This is a genomic window from Curtobacterium sp. 9128 (assembly GCF_007673775.1).
In the GTDB taxonomy this organism is placed as follows: Bacteria; Actinomycetota; Actinomycetes; order Actinomycetales; family Microbacteriaceae; genus Curtobacterium.
Genome location: NZ_VEAF01000003.1, coordinates 468,213 through 488,049, shown reverse-complemented (window position 1 = coordinate 488,049; position 19,837 = coordinate 468,213). Strand labels below are relative to the sequence as shown.

17 protein-coding genes are annotated in these 19,837 nt (G+C 68.1%); 6 read left to right on the top strand and 11 right to left on the bottom strand.

Going from position 1 to position 19,837, the window contains the following annotated elements; all coding sequences use genetic code 11:
- The first annotated feature begins 62 nt into the window (after positions 1–62).
- Both FS641_RS08540 and FS641_RS08535 read left to right on the top strand, forming a co-directional pair.
- Positions 63–1,094 carry a Gfo/Idh/MocA family protein gene (locus tag FS641_RS08540; protein WP_144762732.1) on the top strand — a complete coding sequence of 344 codons (1,032 nt, stop codon included), beginning with the start codon at positions 63–65 and terminating at the stop codon, positions 1,092–1,094.
- A 68-nt stretch (positions 1,095–1,162) separates the two neighbouring features.
- Positions 1,163–2,206 carry a Gfo/Idh/MocA family protein gene (locus tag FS641_RS08535; RefSeq protein ID WP_144762923.1) on the top strand — a complete coding sequence of 348 codons (1,044 nt, stop codon included), beginning with the start codon at positions 1,163–1,165 and terminating at the stop codon, positions 2,204–2,206.
- Between the two features lie 123 nt (positions 2,207–2,329).
- Here the strand turns inward: FS641_RS08535 and FS641_RS08530 are convergent, their stop codons facing one another.
- A complete protein-coding gene (locus tag FS641_RS08530) occupies positions 2,330–3,355 on the bottom strand; it encodes a LacI family DNA-binding transcriptional regulator (protein ID WP_144762730.1) in 1,026 nt (341 codons plus the stop codon).
- Positions 3,356–3,548: 193 nt separating this feature from the next.
- On the opposite strand from FS641_RS08530, the gene FS641_RS08525 reads away from it, so the two are divergent.
- Both FS641_RS08525 and FS641_RS08520 read left to right on the top strand, forming a co-directional pair.
- Positions 3,549–4,553 (top strand): carbohydrate ABC transporter permease, encoded by a 1,005-nt coding sequence (locus tag FS641_RS08525; RefSeq protein WP_144762728.1) that lies wholly within the window; start codon positions 3,549–3,551, stop codon positions 4,551–4,553.
- Positions 4,553–5,497: a carbohydrate ABC transporter permease gene (locus tag FS641_RS08520; protein ID WP_144762726.1), complete on the top strand. Its 945-nt coding sequence runs from the start codon at positions 4,553–4,555 to the stop codon at positions 5,495–5,497. The genes FS641_RS08525 and FS641_RS08520 overlap by 1 nt, the downstream gene beginning before the upstream one ends.
- Before the next feature lie 19 nt (positions 5,498–5,516).
- On the opposite strand, the gene FS641_RS08515 is transcribed toward FS641_RS08520, so the two are convergent.
- The 8 genes from FS641_RS08515 to FS641_RS08485 form a co-directional block, all read right to left on the bottom strand.
- Entirely contained in the window at positions 5,517–5,936 is a 420-nt protein-coding gene (locus FS641_RS08515) for a BLUF domain-containing protein (RefSeq protein ID WP_144762724.1), read from the bottom strand.
- A 166-nt stretch (positions 5,937–6,102) separates the two neighbouring features.
- Positions 6,103–6,252, bottom strand: a complete 150-nt coding sequence (locus FS641_RS18270; protein WP_222122071.1) for a hypothetical protein — start codon at positions 6,250–6,252, stop codon at positions 6,103–6,105.
- Complete coding sequence (locus FS641_RS08510) at positions 6,228–6,989, bottom strand: SDR family oxidoreductase (protein WP_222122070.1); 762 nt, start codon at positions 6,987–6,989, stop codon at positions 6,228–6,230. The genes FS641_RS18270 and FS641_RS08510 overlap by 25 nt, the downstream gene beginning before the upstream one ends.
- Before the next feature lie 105 nt (positions 6,990–7,094).
- Positions 7,095–7,823 carry an amidase family protein gene (locus FS641_RS08505; RefSeq protein ID WP_260855745.1) on the bottom strand — a complete coding sequence of 243 codons (729 nt, stop codon included), beginning with the start codon at positions 7,821–7,823 and terminating at the stop codon, positions 7,095–7,097.
- Between the two features lie 30 nt (positions 7,824–7,853).
- Positions 7,854–8,678 carry a carbohydrate ABC transporter permease gene (locus FS641_RS08500; protein WP_144762720.1) on the bottom strand — a complete coding sequence of 275 codons (825 nt, stop codon included), beginning with the start codon at positions 8,676–8,678 and terminating at the stop codon, positions 7,854–7,856.
- Entirely contained in the window at positions 8,675–9,631 is a 957-nt protein-coding gene (locus FS641_RS08495; RefSeq protein WP_260855744.1) for a carbohydrate ABC transporter permease, read from the bottom strand. The genes FS641_RS08500 and FS641_RS08495 overlap by 4 nt, the downstream gene beginning before the upstream one ends.
- Before the next feature lie 10 nt (positions 9,632–9,641).
- A complete protein-coding gene (locus tag FS641_RS08490; protein ID WP_222122068.1) occupies positions 9,642–11,036 on the bottom strand; it encodes an extracellular solute-binding protein in 1,395 nt (464 codons plus the stop codon).
- Positions 11,033–12,019, bottom strand: a complete 987-nt coding sequence (locus FS641_RS08485) for a carbohydrate kinase family protein (RefSeq protein WP_144762719.1) — start codon at positions 12,017–12,019, stop codon at positions 11,033–11,035. Before FS641_RS08485 ends, FS641_RS08490 begins: the two co-directional genes overlap by 4 nt.
- A gap of 200 nt (positions 12,020–12,219) precedes the next feature.
- Between FS641_RS08485 and FS641_RS08480 the strand changes: the two genes are divergently transcribed.
- Together FS641_RS08480 and FS641_RS08475 are read left to right on the top strand one after the other, a co-directional pair.
- Entirely contained in the window at positions 12,220–12,996 is a 777-nt protein-coding gene (locus FS641_RS08480) for a DeoR/GlpR family DNA-binding transcription regulator (protein ID WP_144762717.1), read from the top strand.
- Positions 12,993–14,351 carry a 6-phospho-beta-glucosidase gene (locus FS641_RS08475; RefSeq protein ID WP_144762715.1) on the top strand — a complete coding sequence of 453 codons (1,359 nt, stop codon included), beginning with the start codon at positions 12,993–12,995 and terminating at the stop codon, positions 14,349–14,351. The genes FS641_RS08480 and FS641_RS08475 overlap by 4 nt, the downstream gene beginning before the upstream one ends.
- 85 nt (positions 14,352–14,436) lie before the next feature.
- On the opposite strand, the gene FS641_RS08470 is transcribed toward FS641_RS08475, so the two are convergent.
- Entirely contained in the window at positions 14,437–15,591 is a 1,155-nt protein-coding gene (locus FS641_RS08470) for a DUF6183 family protein (RefSeq protein ID WP_144762713.1), read from the bottom strand.
- Positions 15,592–16,290: 699 nt separating this feature from the next.
- A complete protein-coding gene (locus FS641_RS08465) occupies positions 16,291–19,824 on the bottom strand; it encodes a hypothetical protein (RefSeq protein ID WP_144762711.1) in 3,534 nt (1,177 codons plus the stop codon).
- Between the last annotated feature and the right edge of the window lie 13 nt (positions 19,825–19,837).

Here is a 19,837-nt window from a genome sequence, read left to right as displayed (position 1 = left end):
GATCCACACGCTCCGACCGGAGCGCCGGCCGACTCCCTCACCGCCGAGGAGAACACCACCCCATGTCTGCCACGTCCAGCGACGGCGACCACCTCCAGCCCCTGATCCGAGTCGCGCTCCTCGGGTGGTGGCACGTCCACGCACCCGACTACGCCCGCGAGGTCGCCGAGCATCCCGACACCGAGCTCGTCGCGGTGTGGGACGCCGACCCGGAGCGCCGGAACACCGCGGCGGCGACGCTCGGCGTCCCCGCGGCCGAGGACCTCGACGCCCTGCTCGCGCAGACCGACGTCGACGCGGTCGTCGTCACCACCGAGACGACGCAGCACCCGGACGTCATCGGCAGGGCCCTCCGTGCCGGCAAGCACGTCTTCACCGAGAAGCTGCTCGCACCCACGGTCGAGCAGTCCGAGGAACTCGTGCGGAGTGCGAGTGCAGCCGCGCTGGCCCTCGTGGTGTCGCTGCCCCGTCTCACCGAGTCCACCACCCTGGCCGCGCTCGACGCCGTCCACGCCGGACGCCTCGGTGCGTTGACGTACGCACGCTTCCGGATGGCACACGACGGCTGGCTCGCCGGGTGGCTGCCGGAGCGGTTCGCCGTGCCGGAGGACGCCGTCGGCGGCGCCCTCACCGACCTCGGGTGCCACCCGGTCTACCTCGTGCAGCGGTTCCTCGGTGCCCACCCAGAGCGGGTCGTCGCCGCCTACACCCACCGCTCCGGTCATGCGGTCGAGGACAACGCCGTCGTCACCGCGACGTACCGGGACGGCGCGATCGGCGTCGCCGAGGCGTCCTTCGTGACCGTCCCCGGGGCGTTCGCGTTCGAACTGCGCGGTACGGAGGGTTCCCTGCTGTACGGCTTCGGCGGCGAACGTCTCCTGGCGAAGGGCCCGGCCTTCGACGCCGACAGCTGGACCGAGCTGGCGCTGCCGCAGCCCGGCCCGACGCCCTTCGCCGCATGGGTCCACCGGATCCGCTCCGGCGAGCGCGACGCCGACCACCTGCAGCGCGCCGTGGACCTGACGGCGTTCGTCACCGCGGCGAACGACGCCGCCGACACCTCCCGCTCCGTCGAGCACGCGGTGCCGGCATGACCGCGCACAACGACCGCACCGACCACGACCACCATGACCACCATCAACGAGAAGAGCTGATCACCACCATGACCTCCACACCCGTCCGCGTCGGCCTCATCGGAGCCGGCGGCATCGCCGGCGCCCACGTCGCCGGGTACCGCGAGAACGCCGACGTCGTCACCCTCGCGGCCGTCGCGGACCCCGTCCAGGACGCCGCAGAACGTCGCGCGGCAGACAGCGGTGCCGCCGTGTACGCGGACTACCGTCAGATGCTCGCCGAGGCGGACATCGACGCCGTCGACATCTGTCTGCCACACCACCTGCACGCCGAGGCGATCGTCGCCGCGGCGCGGGCCGGCAAGCACGTGCTCTGCGAGAAGCCGCTGTGCCTCACCGAGGACGAGGCGACGACGATCAGCGAGGTCGTCGCGGAGACCGGCATCACGGTGATGTGCGCACACAACCAGCTGTTCCTGCCGGCGGTCGCCGAGGCGCGCCGCCTCATCACCGAGGGGGTGCTCGGCGACGTCTACGAGGTCCGGACCACCGACAGCTTCTTCAACGACTTCACCCCGGAGTCGATGGGCTGGCGCGCGGATGCCCGCACGAGCGGCGGCGGCGAGCTCATCGACACGGGCTACCACCCGACGTACCTGCTCATGCACCTGGCCGGCGCCCGCCCGGTCGAGGTCACGGCGATGCTCAGCCGACACCGCCTCGGGTTCATGGAGGGTGAGGACTCGGCGCAGGTCCTGGTCCGCTTCGACAACGGGGTCGTGGGCAGCATCGTGACGAGCTGGGCGTACCAGGCGACGCCGAACACCGAGCGCTTCAGCGTCGTCGGCGAGCTCGGATCCCTGTACAGCGACGGCACGACCCTGCAGCTCACCCGCCGGGGTGGCGAGCCGGAGACCTCGACGTTCGAACCGGTGCACGAGTTCGCGGCGGAGATCCGGCACTTCGCCACCGCGATCAGCGAGGGCTCGCGTCCGGTGCAGACCGAGGAGGAGGGCATCGCGGTGCTCGGGATCATCCTCGCCGCGTACGAGTCGTCCCGCACCCACGCGATCGTCCCGGTGCCCGGGACCCTCGGCGGCGGCACGCCGACGGAGGCGCTCGCCATCGCATGACCCACCGGACGGGAGGCACGGTGCGAGCCGGCGCCGCGCCTCCCGGCCCAGCCGGGTCCGGACGGGAGGCACGGTGGGGGCCGGCACCGCGCCTCCCGTCCGCCGTCGGGTCCGGACGCGCCGTCAGTCCGTCGGCGGCGCCCCCGTTGACCCGCGTGGCCGGATCTGCGCAGCGAGGACGTCCGTCGTGACGGGTGCCTCGGGGTCCTCGAGGCGGGAGACCAGCCGGTCGACCGCCGTCCGCCCCAAGGCGACGGCGTCCTGTGCGATCGCGGTCACCCCGGGTGTCACCATCGACATCCACTGGGCGTCGTCGAACGACACCATCGAGAGGTCCTCCGGCATCCGCAGGCCGAGGTCACCGGCCGCGCGCCAGACCCCCTCGGCGAGCACGTTGTTGACGGCGAACACCGCGGTCGGTCGGTCACGGCCGGCCAGGGCGTTCACGGCCGCACCCCGCGCCTGGTCGACGTCCCATCCGCCGACGATGCGCAGGCCGGGATCGGTCTCGATCCCGGCGGCCTCCAGCGCTGCCGCGTACCCCTCGGCCCGCTGCGCGCCGGTCGTCCACTCGGACTCGTCGAGCACGAGCGCGATGCGGCGGTGGCCGATGGCGATGAGGTGGTCCGTGATGCGCTGTGCCGCGGCCGCGTTGTCGATGATGACGGCGTCGCAGAGGTCCGGGCAGAAGCGTCGGTCGGCTTCGACCACCGGGATCCGCTGCCCCACGAGCCAGCTGGTCGCGGTACCGGAGAGCGGGGTGAGGACCACGCCGGCGACACGGGTGGCGACGAAGGCGTGGGCGGCGGCGAGCTCCTCGTCCCCGTCGCCGCGGTCGTCGACGAGCATCATCGTGTACCCGAGTTCACGTGCCCGTGCGGAGATGCCCGCCGCCAGGTCCGCGTAGAACGAGTTCTGCAGATCCGACACGAGTACGCCGATCACGCGGCTGCTCTGGGTGCGGAGCGACCGCGCCATCGCGTGCGGCACGTACCCGAGCTCCTCGGCGACGGCGGCCACGCGCTCGCGCACCCCGGCGGCGACGTACCCCTCGCCACTCAGTGCGCGCGAGGTGGTGGACTGGGAGACGCCGGCGGCGACCGCGACGTCCTTGAGGGTGACGCGGTGGACCGTTCGGCGATCACGCATGTGGGAATCTTCCCAGGTCGCGGGCCGCGCGTCGAACGTGAGGAGACCGCGTATGGTCGAGCGCAGACCGCTCGTGCGGCGGAGAACGGGTCTTGCGGCGGGTGTGGAGCGCTCGTAGACTCCGTTGTGGTAACGATGCCACAACCGACTGGTGCACACTGCCGTGACACGAGCGGGACCCGAAGGGACGGCAATGACGACGACCTCCAGAGCGGGAACGCCGCTCAGCACGTCGGGCACCCCCGGCGTCGATGCCCGAGCGGGCCGCGTCGCCCGCGCTCCGCGGCAGCGACGGCCGAAGATCAAGTACAACCGGCGCGAGGCGATGGCCGGGTACCTCTTCATCACCCCCTGGCTGATCGGCTTCCTCGTCTTCACCCTGGGCTCGATGATCTACAGCCTGGTGATCTCGTTCAGCAACTACAACCTCGCGACGAACACGAGCACGCCGGCCGGCTTCAGCAACTACGCCGGGCTCCTGCAGGACCCGAAGGTCATGCTCTCCCTCGGCAACACGCTGTTCTACGCCGTGATGGCCGTGCCGCTCGAGATCGTCGTGGCGCTCGGACTCGCGATGCTGCTGGCGCGCATCGGCCGGGGTGCCGGCGTCTTCCGGACCCTCTACTACCTGCCGAAGATGACGCCGTCGGTCGCCACGGCGTCGGTGTTCCTGCTCCTGCTCAACGGCAACACCGGCGCGATCAACCGTGGTCTGGCGCTCATCGGCATCGACGGCCCGCAGTGGCTCAACGACCCGTCGTGGGTGAAGCCGTCGATCGTGCTCATGACGCTGTGGGGTGTCAGCGGCACGATGGTGATCTTCCTCGCGGCGTTGAAGAACGTTCCGCGCGACCTGTACGAGGTGGCGTCGATCGACGGCGCCGGCAAGGTCCGACAGTTCTTCGCCATCACGGTCCCGATGATCTCCGGGGCGATCTTCTTCAACGTCATCGTCCTGACGATCGCCGCGTTCCAGGTGTTCGACCAGGCGTACCTCCTGTTCTGGAGAGACCAGACGAACGCCTCGCCGGAGGCCTCGCTCTTCTACGCCGTCTACCTGTTCCAGCAGGCCTTCCGCCAGTTCAACTTCGGGTTCGCGTCGGCCATGGCGTGGCTGCTCTTCGTGATCATCCTCGTGATCACCGCGGTGCAGGTGCGGTTCGGGAACCGGTTCGTCTACTACGAGAGTGACCACTGATGTCCGTGACGCAGACCAACTCCCCCGCCGCGGCCAGCGTGGTCGCCGCGCCCGAGTCGACCCGGTCCGAACCCCGCGGCCGTCCTCGGCGCTGGTACCGGCCCACCTCGCTCATCGGCAAGGCGGTCCTCTGGATCGTCACGATCCTGTTCGCCTGCGGGTTCCTCTACCCGTTCGCGTGGCTGCTCTCCGCGAGCTTCAAGCCGCGCGGCCAGGTGTTCGACAACTCCCTCATCCCGCACACGTTCCTGCCGAGCAACTGGGTGACTGTCTGGGACCAGCTGCCGCTGCTGTCCTGGATCGGCAACAGCCTGGCCATCGCGATCCTCGCGGCCGGCTTCGTCGCGGTGTCGAGCTCGGTGGTCGCGTTCGGGTTCGCGTACTTCAAGTTCCCCGGCCGCTCGTTCCTGTTCGGCCTGGTGCTCGCGACGATGATGCTGCCCACCGCCGTGACGATGGTGCCGCAGTACCTGATCTGGAAGGAGACCGGGCTGCTCGGCACGTGGGTCCCGCTCTTCGGCGCGAACCTGTTCGGCTCGGCGTTCTACATCTTCCTGCAGCGGCAGTTCTTCCTCGGGCTGCCGCGGGAGCTGTTCGAGGCGGCACGCATCGACGGGGCGAGCTACTGGGGCCTGTTCTGGCGCATCGCGATGCCGCTGTCGATCCCGTCGTTCATCATCGTGTTCCTGTTCGAGTTCCAGGCATCGTGGAACAACCTGCAGGGAGCCCTGATCTACCTCAACGGCGGCAGCACCGACGGGTACACCGTGCCGCTCGGGATCGCGTACGCGATGACGAAGTTCTCACCGACGAACGGCGGCCACGGGGACTACCAGTTCGTCATGGTCGCGTCGCTCGTCGTGACGATCCCGATGCTGCTGCTCTTCGCCTTCGGGCAGCGGTACTTCATCGAGGGCGTCGCGACCCAGGGGCGGAAGGGCTGAGGACCCGAGCGGGCGCCGGTCAGCGCCCGCTCGGCCGGAACCACCGGATGAGCTCGCGCACCGCCGCTGCCGACGGCAGGTCGGGCGCGGGCTCCCGGTCGAGGTCGTCGAACGTGGACCGGTAGCCGGGAACGTCCTCGACGTCGCGGTCGGCCGCCGGGAAGCCCATCGTCCACTCCGGGAACTGCCGTGCCTCGACGAGTTCCTCGAGGACCACGCGGACCTCGGTGTGCCGGTCGTCCCGCTTGATGTGGTCGAACTTGCTCCGGACCGCGGCGTCGGGTCCCTCGAGGAGCTGCAGGAAGTACCCGTTCCGGAAGAGCAGCACGCCGGTCACGTCCTCCTGCTCGTTGGAACGGCGGCTCTGGGCGAGCAGGGCAGCGAGGTCGTCGTCGCCGAGCGGCCGCGTCGCGACGCTCGAGTAGATCAGGGACAGCATGGGGCTCCTCCGGGGACGGGCCGCCAGTCAACTCCCGGAGCCGGGTGCGCGCCTGGTGGCTGGCCACAGGCCGCAGCGGGCACCGCCTTGGAGGCACGGCGCGGCTCCGGCGGTCCGGTCCGGGGTACTGCGCCGGGCCTCCAGGCCTGCGGCGGCGCCGCGCCGCTCAGTCCGCGGGGATCGGGTCCTGGTCGTCACGCAGCTGCTCCGGCTGCATGTCGTAGGCGTTCTGGACGTTCTCGTTCCGGGTCCCGAGTCCGTCGGTCGTCGTCTTCGACCACGGCGCGTCGATCAGCTGCTTCGTCTCCTCGAGCATCGACGTCGGCTCGAGGTTCCGGTACGAGTCGATCTCGCCCGCCGCCAACGCCGTGAGCGTCGCGTAGACGGGCTCGGGGTTGAACTGCGCACGCGGGAAGGCGAGCTGCGCGTAGTCGTACAGCCGCTGCTCCGGGTCGTCCTCCCACCCTCCCAGGTCTGGAAGATGCGATCGTTGAAGCCCGTGAGGAACGGGCCCGGGTTCATCGTGGCGACCTCGACGCCGAACTCCTGGAGCTCGTCCTTCATGCTCTCCGCGATCGCCTCGACGGCGTGCTTCGACGCGGAGTAGATGCCCGTGAACGGGTTGACGTTCAGACCCTCACGCGAGGACACCCAGATGATGCGCCCCCGGCCGCGCCGGGCCATCTGCTTCGCGATGCCCTGGGTGAGCATGAGCGGGCCGGTGACGTTGACGTCGAACTGGTGGCGGACGTTCCACTCCAGGATGTCCACCGTCGCCCCGCCCTCGCCGACGCCGGCGTTGTTGACGAGGATCTCGATGTCCCAGTCGAGGGCCTTCCGCCGGTCCCCCTCGACGGTCACGTCGAGCTTGCTGACGTGCAGGGAGACCCCGCGCTCCGCCGCCTGGCGCTTCAGGGTCTGTACCTGGCCGTAGACCTCGACCGTGGCGTACACGGTGAAGCCCTTCTCGGCGAGGCGGAATGCGACCTCCCGGCCGAAGCCGGTCGCGGCGCCGGTGATCAGGACGTTGCGGAGTTCGGTTGATGGTGCCATGACGACCTCTCGTTGTTCGTTGTTCTGTTCGTGGTACGCGCCGGTGGCTCCGACCGGCTCCGGCACGGCGATCGTGCGGGAGCTCCCGTCCGGCCGGAGGGCCGATCAGATCTCGGGGTGCTGGTCGCGGACGGGGCTGACGGACTCGAGCACCTTGGCGACGTTGAAGACGGTGGTCTCGGCGTGCCAGGGGCCGGCGATCTGGACCCCGATCGGCAGGCCGTCGGAGCTGGTGCCGAACCGCATCGACAGGGCGGGCATGCCGGTGATGTTGAACTGCACGGTGAAGGTCTGGATGTGCGTGGCGTCGACGGTCTGGCCGTCGATGACGAACTCGGTCTTGTCGTGCTCGTGGGCCGGGATCGGCAGGACCGGGAGCAGGACGGCGTCGTACGTGGTGAAGACCTCGGCGTAGGCGTCACGGATGCGCTCGAAGCCCTGCTCGGCCGCGACGTAGTCCTCGATGGAGGTGTCCGGGGTGGCGAGCATGGTCGTCGACATCGTGAACCGGAGGTCCTCGTGACCCTCGGTGGCCTCGGCCATCGCGGGCTTGAGCTCCATGACGTGCTGCTTGTTGAACAGTGCCAGCGGGTTGTCGTGGTGGAGGGTCGGGATGTCGATCTCCTCGACGTGGACGCCGGCGTTCGCGAGTGCTGCCGCTGCCTGGCGGACGGTGTCGGCGACCTGCGGGTCGACGGGGCCGAGGCCGGAGTCGGTGAACCACGCCACGCGGAGGTCCGACGGGGCGGCGTCGGCATTGCCGGTGTCGACGGTGTCGACGGTGTTCGTCCGTACACCGAATTGAACCGGTCGTCTACAACCTGACAGACCCACGATTGCCGGGTCCCGACCGTGGCGCAGGTGTCAGCGGTCGGCGATGCCGCCGAGCATCCCGGAGATGAACCGCTTCTGCAGGAGGAAGTAGAGGAGCACGATCGGCAGCGCGACGATGACCCCCGCGGCGGACAACAGGGAGTAGTCGGTGAGGTGCGCTCCCTTGAAGAACGCCAGGCCGAGCGGCGCCGTGCGGTGGTCCTCGCTCGTGATGAGGACCAGGGGGAGCAGGAACTCGTTCCAGGTCCACATCGTGATGAGCAGCGCCATCGTCATGATCGGTGCGATCGCCGACGGGACGATGACCTGCCAGAGCATCCGGATGTCCCGCGCACCGTCGAGGCGGGCTGCCTCGATGACCTCGCCAGGGAAGCTGCGGAACTGGTTGCGCATCCAGAAGATCCCGAAGGCGAGCGACTGGGCGGTCTGCGGGAGGATCAGGCTCGCGTAGGTGTCGGTGATGCCGACCGACCGGAGGTTGAAGTACAGCGGGATGATGAACGCCTCGGCCGGCAGCATGAGGCCGGCGAGCATGACGAAGAAGATGACGTTCGAGCCGAAGAAGTCGAGCCGCGCGAAGGCGAAGCCGGCGAACACCGCGAGCACGGTCGTCAGGACGACGACGGCGACCGTGACGAGGACGCTGGACCCCATGTAGGTGGCGAAGTGCCCCTGGTTCCAGGCCGCGCCGAAGTTCCCGATGTCGATCTTCGTCGGCAGGCTGAAGCCCCCGGAGTTCTCCAGTGGCGGCGTCACCGACGACATCAGGACGCCGATCAGCGGCATGATCGCGAAGAGCGCGAAGACCGTCAGGATGACGTAGTTCACGGTCTTCTCGCGGATGCTGAGCCTCATGCGAGGTCCTTCGGTTGGAGTCGGCCGATCAGGGCCGTGACGATCATGATGACGACGGTCAGCGACACGGCGACGGCAGCGGCCGAGCCGACCTGGCCGGTCTGGAACGCCCGGTTGTACGCCTCGAACGCCGGCACCGATGTCGAGTTGCCGGGTCCGCCGCTGGTCGTGACGTAGACGAGGTCGAAGGTCTTCAGTGCCGACACGACGGTGAGGGTCAGCGCGGCGGCGATCTGCCCGCGGAGCGAGGGCAGGGTGATCGAGAAGAACTCCCGGGCCGCACCGGCACCGTCGATGCGGGCCGCCTCGAAGAGGCTCGGGTGGATGTTCCCGACGCCGGACAGGAACAGCACCAGGCAGAGCCCGACGTTGAGCCAGGTGCCGACGAGTCCGATCGCGGGCAGTGCGGTGTCGTAGCCGCCGAGCCACACCTGCGCGAGCTGCCCGAGACCGATGAGCCGGAGGAACCCGTTGACGAGCCCGTCCTGGGAGTAGATCGAGACCCAGATCGTGGCGACCACGACGGAGGCGATGACCTGCGGGAGGAACAGCACGGTGCGGAAGAACGACATCCCGCGCAGCGCGTTCGCCCGCGAGATCAGGGCGGTGAGGAACAGGCCGATCGCGACCGGTATCGCTGCGTAGAAGACCATGAGCACGAGCGCGTGACCGAAGGACGCGCGCAGCTGCGGATCGGTGACCACGTCGGCGTAGTTCGCGAAGCCCGCCCAGGTGGCAGCCGACAGCCCGTCCCAGTTGTAGAACGAGTACTGGATGCTCTGCAGGAACGGCACACCGAGGAAGACCGCGAAGACCACGAAGGCCGGGAGGATGTAGAGGTACGCGACGCGGCTGCGCCGCCGCCGCCTGGTGGTGCTGGCGCCCTTGCGGCGCCCCCCGAGGCGGGCGCTGCTCGCGGCAGCACCCGCCAGGGTTCCGGTCGACTCGGTCACGGAAAGGTCCTCACTTCTCGGTGAAGCCCGAGTAGTCGTCCTGGAGCGTCTTCGTGAACTGCTCCGGGGTGGACTGCCCCGCCGTGAGGTTCTGCATCGCGGCGGTGAGCGTGTTGTAGAAGGTCGGGGTGGCGTAGTCGAGGTACGGGGTGACGTTGTTCGCGCTCGAGATCGCCTGGTAGCTGCTCGTGACGTCCCCGGTCAGCGTGCCGCTCGCCGGCTCGTCGCTCGCCGGAACGACGGTCGGCAGGTTGCCGGTCTTCACGAGCACCTCGGACGCCTTCTCGTTCGTGATGAAGTCGATGTACGCGGCCGCGGCGTTCGCGTTCTTCGTCTTCGACGTGATCGCCCAGGCGAGGCCTTCGCCGCCCATCGTCACCGGGGTCGATGCACCGGACGGCGTGAGGGCGGTGAAGCCGATGTCCTTCGCCTGGGACGCGGCCTGCAGCGTCGCCAGGTACCAGGTACCGGTGATGAGGAAGCCGGACTGGCCCTTCCCGAACGCGGCGACGGCGTCGTCGCGCGACACCCCGTTGGCACCCTCGGTGAGGTAGCCGTCCTTCGACCAGCCCGCCACCGTCTCTGCGGCCTCGACCTCGTCGCTGCCGGTCCAGCTGCCGGACTTGCCGGCGACGAGGTCGTTGACCTTCTCGTGGCCGGCGAGGGCGGAGAGCGCGAACCCGTAGAGGTGGATGCCGGGGCTCTTCTCGACGTCGCCGTAGCTCAGCGGCAGTGTCCCGGCGGACTTCAGCGTCGCCATGTCTGCGGTGAGCTCGTCGAGCGTCGTGGGCGGTTCGCTGATCCCGGCCTCCGCCAGGACGGCCTTGTTGTAGTACAGCCCGACGAGTTCGCCGGTCTGCGAGACGCCGTAGAGGTCGTCGCCCTGCCAGGTCTTCCCGTCCGAGGAGAACGAGTTGAGCTTGAGCAGACTGGAGGGGTAGTAGCTGTTCCAGTCGTAGAGCTCGGCGTAGTCGTCCATCGGTCGCAGGTAGCCGGCCTTCACGAACGCACCCATGTCCGGGTAGCCCTGGTTGGCCTGGACGACGTCCGGCGGGTTGTCGCCGGACAGCGCGAGCTTCAGGGTCGTCTTGAGGTCGGCGAACGACCGGGAGACCCGCTTGATCGTGATGTTCGGGTGCGTCTTCTCGAACTCGTCGTTGAGTTGCTGCTGCGCGTCGTTGATGCCGGTGTCGGTGTTCTGGTCCCAGACGGTGAGGGTGGTCTTGCCCGACCCGACGTCCTTCGACACGGGCCCGAGGCTCGCCGACGACGCCGGTGCCGCGGAACCGCCAGGCGTGCAGGCGGCGAGTCCGAGCGCCAGGACGGCGGCGACGCCGACCGACATCGTTGCCTTGCTGATCCGTTTCATGATGATCCTGTTCGGGTAGGGGTGCGGTGAGGTCATGCAGACGTCCTGGCGACTGCCAGGTCGTCGAGGAGACGCCAGTCGCCGGCGGGCCGGCGGGCGCTGACGAAGTCGCGGAGCTGCTGTGGACCCGGTGCGCTCGCTGCGCCGCCGAGGCCGGTGACCGCGATCGCCGCACACAGCGTGGCGAACCGCAGCCGGGCCTCCAGGGGCCAGCCGTGGTGCATCCCGGCCATGAAGGTGGCGACGAACACGTCGCCGGCCCCCGTCGGGTCGACGGCGTCGACGGGCACGCTGTCGACGCTGATCACCTGGCTGTTGGCGGAGTCGACGGCCACCACGCCGTCCTTGCCGCACGTCACGACGGCGAGCGGGACACGCTCGGCGAGCGCCTCGGCGGCGGCGAGCGCGGAGTCGGTGCGGGTGTACCGCATCGCTTCCGCGTCGTTCGGGACGAAGACGTCGATCTCGTCCAGCCGGTCGACGACGTCGCGTGACCACTCCCCCGTGTGGTCCCAGCCGACTCCGCCGACGACGACCGTGCCCCCGTCGCGCAGCCGCCGCACCCAGTCGGGCAGCGGGCGGGCGATCCCGACGTGGGTCGCGGCGACCGCGCCGATGTCGCTCGGCACCCGCAGCGGGGGCAGGTGCTCCTCGTAGGTGACGAAGCTGCGGTCGTGCGGGCCGGTCAGGGCGACCGACACCGGGCTCTGGTGACCGGGCACGCGCTCGAGGAGCGTGGTGTCGAGGTTCGGTTCGGCGGCGAGTTCGGCGTGGATGTGCGACCCGAGCAGGTCGTCGCCGAGCCGGCTCAGCAGCATGGTGGGCGCTCCGACCCGCGCCGCGGCGACCGCGCGGTTCGCGACCCCGCCCGGGGTGATGGAGAAGCCGTCGCTGAAGACCTCGGCTCCCTCCTCGGGGAGACGCACACCGGAGAAGACGAGATCGCAGAAGACGTCACCCGCGAAGAGCAGCGCACCGGAGCGGGCCGCTGGGGCGTGTGGTGCCGACAGGTCAGTCACGGGTCTCCTCGTCGTCGCGGAACCGTCGATGCGCAAGTGTGAGCAGTTTGCGTGCGGGCCGCCGTCTCTGAGCGATCTTGCGCGATCGATGTTCCGAGCACGTTACTTGATTGCTCCATTTTTGTTAAGTGTGATCTTTGCGACCCTTCTGCTGTTCATTTGTGCTCGATTTGCGCGAAGACGTGGGGTACGGTGGCCGCATGATCTCGGCCGAGCGGCAGAACCGCATCATCCGGACGTTGCGGTCGACGGGCACCGCGTCCGTGCAGGAGCTCGCCGACGAACTGTCGGTGAGCATGGCGACGATCCGCCGCGACCTCGAGATGCTCGACCGCAACGGTGAGCTCGTGCGGACGTGGGGCGGCGCCGTGCTCGCGCCACGCGCCACGGCGGGGGGCGGGGACGGTGAGACGATCGAGCTCCCGTTCCGGGACGCCAGCGACTCCGACCTCAAGCAGCGGATCGCGGTCGAGGCGGCGGCGCTCGTGCAGGACGGCAACGTGGTCATCCTGGACATCGGGACGACCACCCCGCTCATCGCCGAGCGGCTCCGCGGCCGCGACGTCACCGTGATCACCTCGAACCTCGCGGTGTTCGACGTGCTGCGGCACGACGACACCGTGCGCCTGGTGCTGTTGGGGGGCGTCGTCCGCCGCAACTACCGCACGCTGGTCGGCTCCCTCGCGGAGACCTCGCTCGAACACGTCAGCGCCGACCTGCTGTTCCTGTCCTGCACCGGCGTCCGGGCGAACGGGCACGTGGTGGACAACATGGCGGTCGAGGCACCGATCAAGCAGTCGATGATCGCCGCGTCCGAGCACATCGTCCTGGTGGCACCCGAGACCAAGTTCCCGGGGAGCGGAGCGCTGAAGCTCTGCTCTCTCTCCGACGTCGACACGCTGATCACGACGACCGGCGCTCCCGACGAAACACTCACACACTGCCGGACCGCCGGCGGAGAGGTCATCATCACATGAAGCTCTGCATCCTCGGAGGCGGCGGGTTCCGCACGCCGTACGTCTACCAGGCCCTGCTCCGCGACGGCGGCTCGCCGCGCGTCGACGAGGTCGCGCTGTACGACGTCGACGAGGTCCGGCTCCACGCCATGGTCGCGATCCTCACCGAGCTCGCCGCCGACTTCCCCGACGCCCCGGTGCTGAAGCCCACGACCGACCTGCACCGCGCGGTCGAGGGGAGCGACTTCGTCTTCGCCGCGTTGCGGGTCGGCGGTCTCGAGGGTCGACGCTGCGACGAGCACGTCGCGCTCGACCTGGACGTCCTCGGGCAGGAGACCACCGGTCCCGGGGGCCTCGCCTACGCCATCCGCACCGTGCCGGTCATGGTCGACGCCGCGAAGGTCATCCGCGACCTCGCCCCGAACGCCTACGTCATGAACTTCACGAACCCGGCCGGGATCATCACCGAGGCGATGCAGAGCGTCCTGGGTGACCGTGTCCTCGGCATCTGCGACACCCCGTCCGGCCTGGGCCGCCGCGTCGCCGGGATGCTCGGGCTCGACCACACCCGCGTGCAGATGGACTACGTCGGCCTGAACCACCTGGGCTGGATGCGCCGCGTCATGTACGACGGCCGCGACGTCCTGCCGGAGCTGATGGCGGACGACGAGCGCCTCGGGGCGATGGAGGAAGGACACGTCTTCGGGCTGGACTGGATCCGCTCGCTCGGCGCGATCCCGAACGAGTACCTCTTCTACTACTACTTCAACCGCGACGCGGTCCGGTCCATCATCGACTCGGGCAAGACCCGCGGTGACTTCCTCGCCGAGAGCCAGTCCGCGTTCTACGACCGTGCCAGCGCCGCGGGCGACGGCGTCGCCGAGCTCTGGCGGCAGACGGTGGCCCGCCGGAGTGCGTCGTACATGGCCGAGGCGAAGGGCGGCACCCAGGACGAGCCGCTCGACCCGAAGGAGCGGGAGACCGACCCGGCGCACCAGGGCTACGCGGGTGTCGCGCTCGGTGTCATGGCCGCGATCAGCCGCAACGAACGCCAGACGATGATCCTCAACGTCCGGAACAACGGCACGATCGCGGGCCTCCCCCGTGACGCCGTCGTCGAGGTCCCGACGATGGTCGACGCGAACGGCGTCCACCCGATGACCACCGACCAGCCGGACCTGCACCAGATCGGCCTGATGAGCCAGGTGAAGGCCGTCGAGCGGCACACCATCGCGGCCGCGATGACCGGTTCGAAGGACGAGGCGCTCAAGGCGTTCGCGCTGCACCCGCTGGTCGACAGCGTCAGCGTCGCACGCGACCTGGTGCGCGGCTACGTCGACCGCATCCCCGAGGTCGCGGCGGTCCTCACCAGGTAGGTCCCCTGACGGACGGGAGGCTCGGTGCCAGCTGGCACCGAGCCTCCCGTCCGACGTGTCGCCGGGTCGCGCGTTGCTCGCCCGCTCAGTCCGTGTCGGTCGCCGCGACGACCGCGAGCTGCCGACGGTCCGGTGCCAGGCAGGCGACACCGGAGTCCCACGCGACCTGCTCGTACCAGTCGGACTGCGCGTCGAACCGGTACCAGGTGGACGCGTCCGCGGCTGCGACGACGTCCTCGAAGCTGCCGTCCGCGGGGAGGCCCATCAGCGCGGCCATGCCCTGCGCCGCGGCAAGACGGGCGATGCCGGCGCCGTCCCCGCTGCCGTAGGCGCCGCCGTTCGCCGTCGCGGCGAACATCTGCTCCCAGACGTCGTGCGGGGTCAGCTGCGCGCACCACATCCGCGGCCCGTGTTCGATCCCGGCGAGCGCATCGAGACCGAGCGACAGCAGTGCGTCGGCGACGTCGTCCGGGCCGAGGGGCGTGTCGAAACGGACGGTGCGGGTCTCTGACTTCCAGAACGGGTCGAACGGCGCGGCGAGGCGAGCGGTCCTGACGGGGTCCTCCGGTTGCGGTTGCCACGCGAGCGCCCGATGTGGTCGCTCCGTCGCGCTCACGTTGTCGGTGGCGTCGCAGTACGGCCCGAAGGGGATGGCGCAGGATCCCCCTCCCAGGTCGTACTTCTGCAACACCGCATCGTGCTCGAAGTCGGCGAGCACCGGCGGCAACCACTGCAGCGGGTCCGCTGGGCGGTCGGACGCCCACCACGCGGTGAGGACCGGGTCGGAGGCCGCTTCCGGGTTCCGGAGGAGGAGTTCCTGCGCGAGGAGTTCCCGGAGGCGGTGCACGGCGGCGTTCTCGGCCGGGCCGACGAACAGCTGTACCGCGGTGTCCAGCGCCTGCTGACTCGCGACGTGGGAGGCCTGCAGCGCGAGGGCCGCGTCGGAACCGACCGATGCGAGACGGGTGAGCTCGACCGCGGCGCTCCCGGTCGGCGACTTCGCCAGCAGCGCCCGGGCGAAGTCGTGGATGCTGCCGAGGTTCGAGGGCAGGTACCCGCCGTCAGAAGGGCGGTGTCGCTCCGCCTCGACGACCACGTCGCCGAGGAACGCGAAGTCCCCCGCGTCGGACCGCTTGCGGAGCGCGTCCCAGGCGGCGCTCCACGAGCGCAGGGTCAACACCCACGCGACGAACTCGCCGACGTCGTCGCCGTGCGGTGGTGCCGCTCCCCCGTCGTCCATGGGTCAACGGTAGCGGGGTCCGGACCAGCGGAGTGTTCGGTCTATTCGCGGATGCCAGTGATGGCGCGGATCGCGGATCCCAGTACTGGCGGGCGTTCCACGGGCATCGGGGATCCATTCCACGGGCTGAATGGGCGCTCGGCGTTCAGAACGGTGCTGCCTTGGTCGAGGTCGCAGGCTTGTGCCTGGAGCGGACTACCAGGCGTCGCACTTCGGACTGGTTCGCCCGGCGACGGGCACGCGGCACAATGGTTTGGTAGCGCCTCGCCACGTCATCGTCCGTGGCGTCCCGCTAGGCCCGCCTGAACGCAGCGTCGCGCGGCACGAGAGGCTCGCCCGCAAGCCAATCTGCTTCCTCTTCCTGCTCGTCGCGCCCGCCCAGAGCTTGTCTCCCGAACGAGGCCGCCTAAGAACTGGGATTCCCCGCGCAACTGGGTTACGGGGCTATGACTCCTCGTCGACGGCACTCCGGCACATGACGCGCAGCCGCGCCCGAGTGTGCTCGTCCAGTGTGTGCAAGTGGACCGCCGGGCAGGCCCAGTGCCAACCGTGTTCATCCCACTGCGGCTGGAGGTGTCAGATGACGGATTGCACGCGCCGGAGGTTTGGCGGATCGCTTGGCGCACGCCGACGCGGACGGGGTTGGTGTCCGGGCCCACCGGCGAGGTCCTGCGACTGTCGGTGGCGAGGACGCTTCGCTCAACGTTCGAGGATGACGCCTACGATGACGAGCCGATCTGCTTCGCTGACCGCTGCTACTAGCGAGCGCGCGTAGTGTCCGGCTGTGCCGTAGTCGAGTACGTCGACCAGCTTTCGGAAGTGCGCTCGGAACGCCTCTTCGAGCACGTTGCGCCAGTCGCTTTCGACAGCACTTCGCGCTCCCGCGAGTACAAACGGGAGTGAGGAGGGGGACATCCATTCAGAGCCGAGTATCGCTGTCAAGAATAGCGCGACATTCCGACGGGCGTGCCCCCCGGACTCGGAGATCCGAGCGAGATAGGCGGACATGAGGTGGGTCCACTGCTGCACAGCTTCTGCATCCTCGCACCGATGTCCAAGCGCATCTAGGGCAAGTGCGATTTTCTCCGCGACTGCATTACCGTCACTGTGGTGGATAGCAAACGCGGCACCCTTCGCCTCAAATTCATCGAGCTGCAGAGCCAGCTTGTAGGGCGCGTCCGCGAAAGCGATACCGATCATCCAACCATGAATAAGGGCCGCTTCTGTGGTGTCCGCCTCTGCGGGACTAAGCGAACGACTTCGCCGGAGGTGCGCCAACACGGCAGGAGTACCGAAGGCGGGTACCCCCGCGGCGGTCGCAACGCGGCGAGCACTCACGTCGTCGCACCAAAGCGGCAGGTGCGCGTTAGCTGCCAGCGCGATAGACGCGGTCCATGGCCCGGCTAGTTCGCGTGCTTCCTCAGGCAGCACTTGCGCGCTGCCACCCGAAGACTGGCGGCTAGTGAGCCGCAGTCGGTCAAGCATCGATGAGGCGATTTGTCTCCGGTCTAGAAGAACCGAGGCGTCTGCGAGCTCGAATCGCGGACCCTGGGCGTGACTGCTCGGGAAGAACGTGCCACCACTATCGCCGTTCAGATCCTGTACCGCACTGTTGAGGTCGACGAGTTGTTGCGTCGCCGATTTCAGGACGAAACTCCCCGCGATTTCTTCGGCGGCGGTCGGGGGTATCGTCGCCAGAGTCAACAGCGCGGAGGTGTCGATTACAACAGCGCGGTGAATGTGGGCTTCGACGGTCGCCCGCTCATCGACGTCATGCAGTTCAACGGCAAAGCGAGGGCTTTGCCTAAGGCGAATAAGGGTTGCAGCGTAGGACCGTCGTGCTACTTGGCTCGCAATGCCGATCGGCACACTTCCGTTCGCAAGACCGGCATCAATGGCACTGGTGTCACGGGGGCCGCCCGCCAACTCGTCGAGCCGATCTAGAAGCGCGGCTGGATCATCAGTATCTACGTGGAGAGAAGTGGCGCCGGGTGCGTCCGGGAACTCCTCCTGAAAATGCTTGAGGAGCGAGGTAACGTCAACCGAATCGTGATCATCCTCGATTGGAGCAAGAACCAGCGCGCCGATCGCCAGCGTCCGTACCTGCTCGTCAACCTCGAAGCGAAGTGCGACGGTCTGGAGTTCGCGCAAGCTGCTCATCTTGGAACCATAGAGCCGAAAGAGATACAGCCAGGCCGTCGCTTCCGCGGTATTGGACGGCACCAATGCCTTTTCCGCGTCCTGCCACGCCGCGAACGCGAGATCATCCTCACCCGCGTAAAGATGGAGTCGGATGAGTGCCCATCGGGCGCGTGACGAGCCGGGACGAGCGCGTACTGCCTCTCTGGCGAATTGAATGGCGTTGGCCCAATCCTCCTGGCCGCTCGCGCTTTCAATCTGAACGGTTATTGCCTCGTAAATACCACCCCACGACCCGCCTCCAGCGAGTCGAGCGTTAGCGGCTGAAACAGCAGCTTCTGAGTGGCGACCGAGGCGAAGGTAGCCGCGTGCAGCGACAAGCATATCGTCCGCGCTTCCCCATTGCCGCGCGGACCGCTCGGCTACGGCGATGAATTCGTCTATCCGATCCCTCGACGCGTAGTACTGCTGAAGCGCATGAGCGACCCGCGGGTTGAGGTGTGACTCCCGTTCCGCATTGAAGAGACCGCGCGGATCATCGCTGTAGAGAGCCGCGACGAGTTCGATCTCATCCGCGACTTCGGGGTTGTTAGTTCGAAGCTGTTGAACGAAGGAGTTCACCCGCCCATGTAAGGCTTCTCTGAAACAAAGGTTTGCCTTCTCGTCCCAGTCTTCTGTGACATCGATGGCTTCTGCCCACAGCTCGGCCGCTCGCTGATCATCGAGGGCAAGTTCTGCTGTGCGCGCCTCCACCTGTAGCCGCGTTGCCCGGTCGGTCGATTCATTGCACATCTCCAGAGCTGTGGCAACATCTCCACGCTCTGCAACGAGCACGATGCTCATGTTGCGAACTACCGGCGCCTCCGCCTCGTCACGGCTCGCCTCACCTGCAGGCTCCACTTGGGACAGCGCCCAGGCTCGATCGTCGTTCGCAAGGAGAATGTTTGCGCGCATTGCATGAGCGACGGCGTCGCTGCTTGAAGCGCGCCACCTGCGTCGTGCATCTCGCAGTTCGATCGCCATCTGGGCCGCGGCGTTCAGGTCAGCTCCACGTTGGAGGGCGCCTTCGCTGGTGCCACGTCGGAGCAGGCACTCGACCGCAACAAGCGCCGCTCCGTAGTGGGAGTGCTCCCGGTATTCTTCCCGGCCCGCCTCGATAGCAGAATCGAAGTCGGATTCGTCTCGGTAAGAGCGCACTCGCAGCGCTGCCTTAAACGCTCGCTGCATTGCAGTGTCGGCCGACCACGTCGCGAGTCGCTCACGACGGGCCGACGGAGTGCTTCGAAGCAGCATTCCCTGAATCACTGGTTCGTCGATAACGTCCGACAAGTATGTCTCTTGTTCCTCCGGAGGTAGCTCGACGACTGAGATTCGGCGCGCCTTCCAGTAGGCAGTTGGGCTGGCACCAAGGCTGAGAGCGGAATCCAGAAAAACACGTGCAGCGCGACGGGTACCCGATTCGAGTGCGAGTTCCCCAAGCCAACCCTCGATAGCAGGAGACGGAGAGTACCATTCCGGTCTCTCAGCCGCCCACGCTTCAAGAACTACGCGACGGTCATGCACTTCTGCAAGTTCGTTCACCATGCGAACCACAACGCCGCCGTGCAACTCCCGCAAACGTCGTACATCCTGCTCGAGCGGCGGTATGAAGAGCCGTGCGAGGTACAGAAAAGCCTCTGGCCCACTTGCTGCACTGCGCAGACCATCGCTCAATCGGTCCATGCCCTCGGCGATTTGGACGCTCAGGCCAGCGACGGCTTCCCCGGGAGACGCGATACTCAAGTACCCGGCCTCGATGAGTCGCAGAAGATCGATAGCCTGTTCGGTTCCTGCAAGCCGCCTCGTTTGTACGCGTTCAACAAGGCGTCCTGCTTCAGCGCGAGAATTCGAGTCCTTCGCCTTCAACAGGCGACGAATCTTCCCGTCGGCTAGCGCTCTTCGAAGCTGCAGCACTTTCAGTTGCGTGCCCTGCGCCTTCGCGTGCGAGACGACGAATAGCGCACATCGGAAGTGTGGCGCAACCTTCGGCAGCAGGAGCTTGAATACGCTCGAAATGACTGACCCTGCCGGCTTTGCGGCCGCTGTCGGATCCATGGGTCCCCCTGAA

Excerpts from the sequence above, each read along its gene's own strand:
- FS641_RS08470 (WP_144762713.1), bottom strand. The coding sequence starts at position 15,591 with ATGGACGACGGGGGAGCGGCACCACCGCACGGCGACGACGTCGGCGAG.
- FS641_RS08510 (WP_222122070.1), bottom strand. The coding sequence starts at position 6,989 with ATGGCACCATCAACCGAACTCCGCAACGTCCTGATCACCGGCGCCGCG.
- FS641_RS08475 (WP_144762715.1), top strand. The coding sequence starts at position 12,993 with ATGAAGCTCTGCATCCTCGGAGGCGGCGGGTTCCGCACGCCGTACGTC.
- FS641_RS18270 (WP_222122071.1), bottom strand. The coding sequence starts at position 6,252 with ATGCTCGAGGAGACGAAGCAGCTGATCGACGCGCCGTGGTCGAAGACG.
- FS641_RS08500 (WP_144762720.1), bottom strand. The coding sequence starts at position 8,678 with ATGAGGCTCAGCATCCGCGAGAAGACCGTGAACTACGTCATCCTGACG.
- FS641_RS08465 (WP_144762711.1), bottom strand. The coding sequence starts at position 19,824 with ATGGATCCGACAGCGGCCGCAAAGCCGGCAGGGTCAGTCATTTCGAGC.
- FS641_RS08540 (WP_144762732.1), top strand. The coding sequence starts at position 63 with ATGTCTGCCACGTCCAGCGACGGCGACCACCTCCAGCCCCTGATCCGA.
- FS641_RS08490 (WP_222122068.1), bottom strand. The coding sequence starts at position 11,036 with ATGACCTCACCGCACCCCTACCCGAACAGGATCATCATGAAACGGATC.
- FS641_RS08515 (WP_144762724.1), bottom strand. The coding sequence starts at position 5,936 with ATGCTGTCCCTGATCTACTCGAGCGTCGCGACGCGGCCGCTCGGCGAC.
- FS641_RS08480 (WP_144762717.1), top strand. The coding sequence starts at position 12,220 with ATGATCTCGGCCGAGCGGCAGAACCGCATCATCCGGACGTTGCGGTCG.
- FS641_RS08535 (WP_144762923.1), top strand. The coding sequence starts at position 1,163 with ATGACCTCCACACCCGTCCGCGTCGGCCTCATCGGAGCCGGCGGCATC.
- FS641_RS08530 (WP_144762730.1), bottom strand. The coding sequence starts at position 3,355 with ATGCGTGATCGCCGAACGGTCCACCGCGTCACCCTCAAGGACGTCGCG.
- FS641_RS08520 (WP_144762726.1), top strand. The coding sequence starts at position 4,553 with ATGTCCGTGACGCAGACCAACTCCCCCGCCGCGGCCAGCGTGGTCGCC.
- FS641_RS08525 (WP_144762728.1), top strand. The coding sequence starts at position 3,549 with ATGACGACGACCTCCAGAGCGGGAACGCCGCTCAGCACGTCGGGCACC.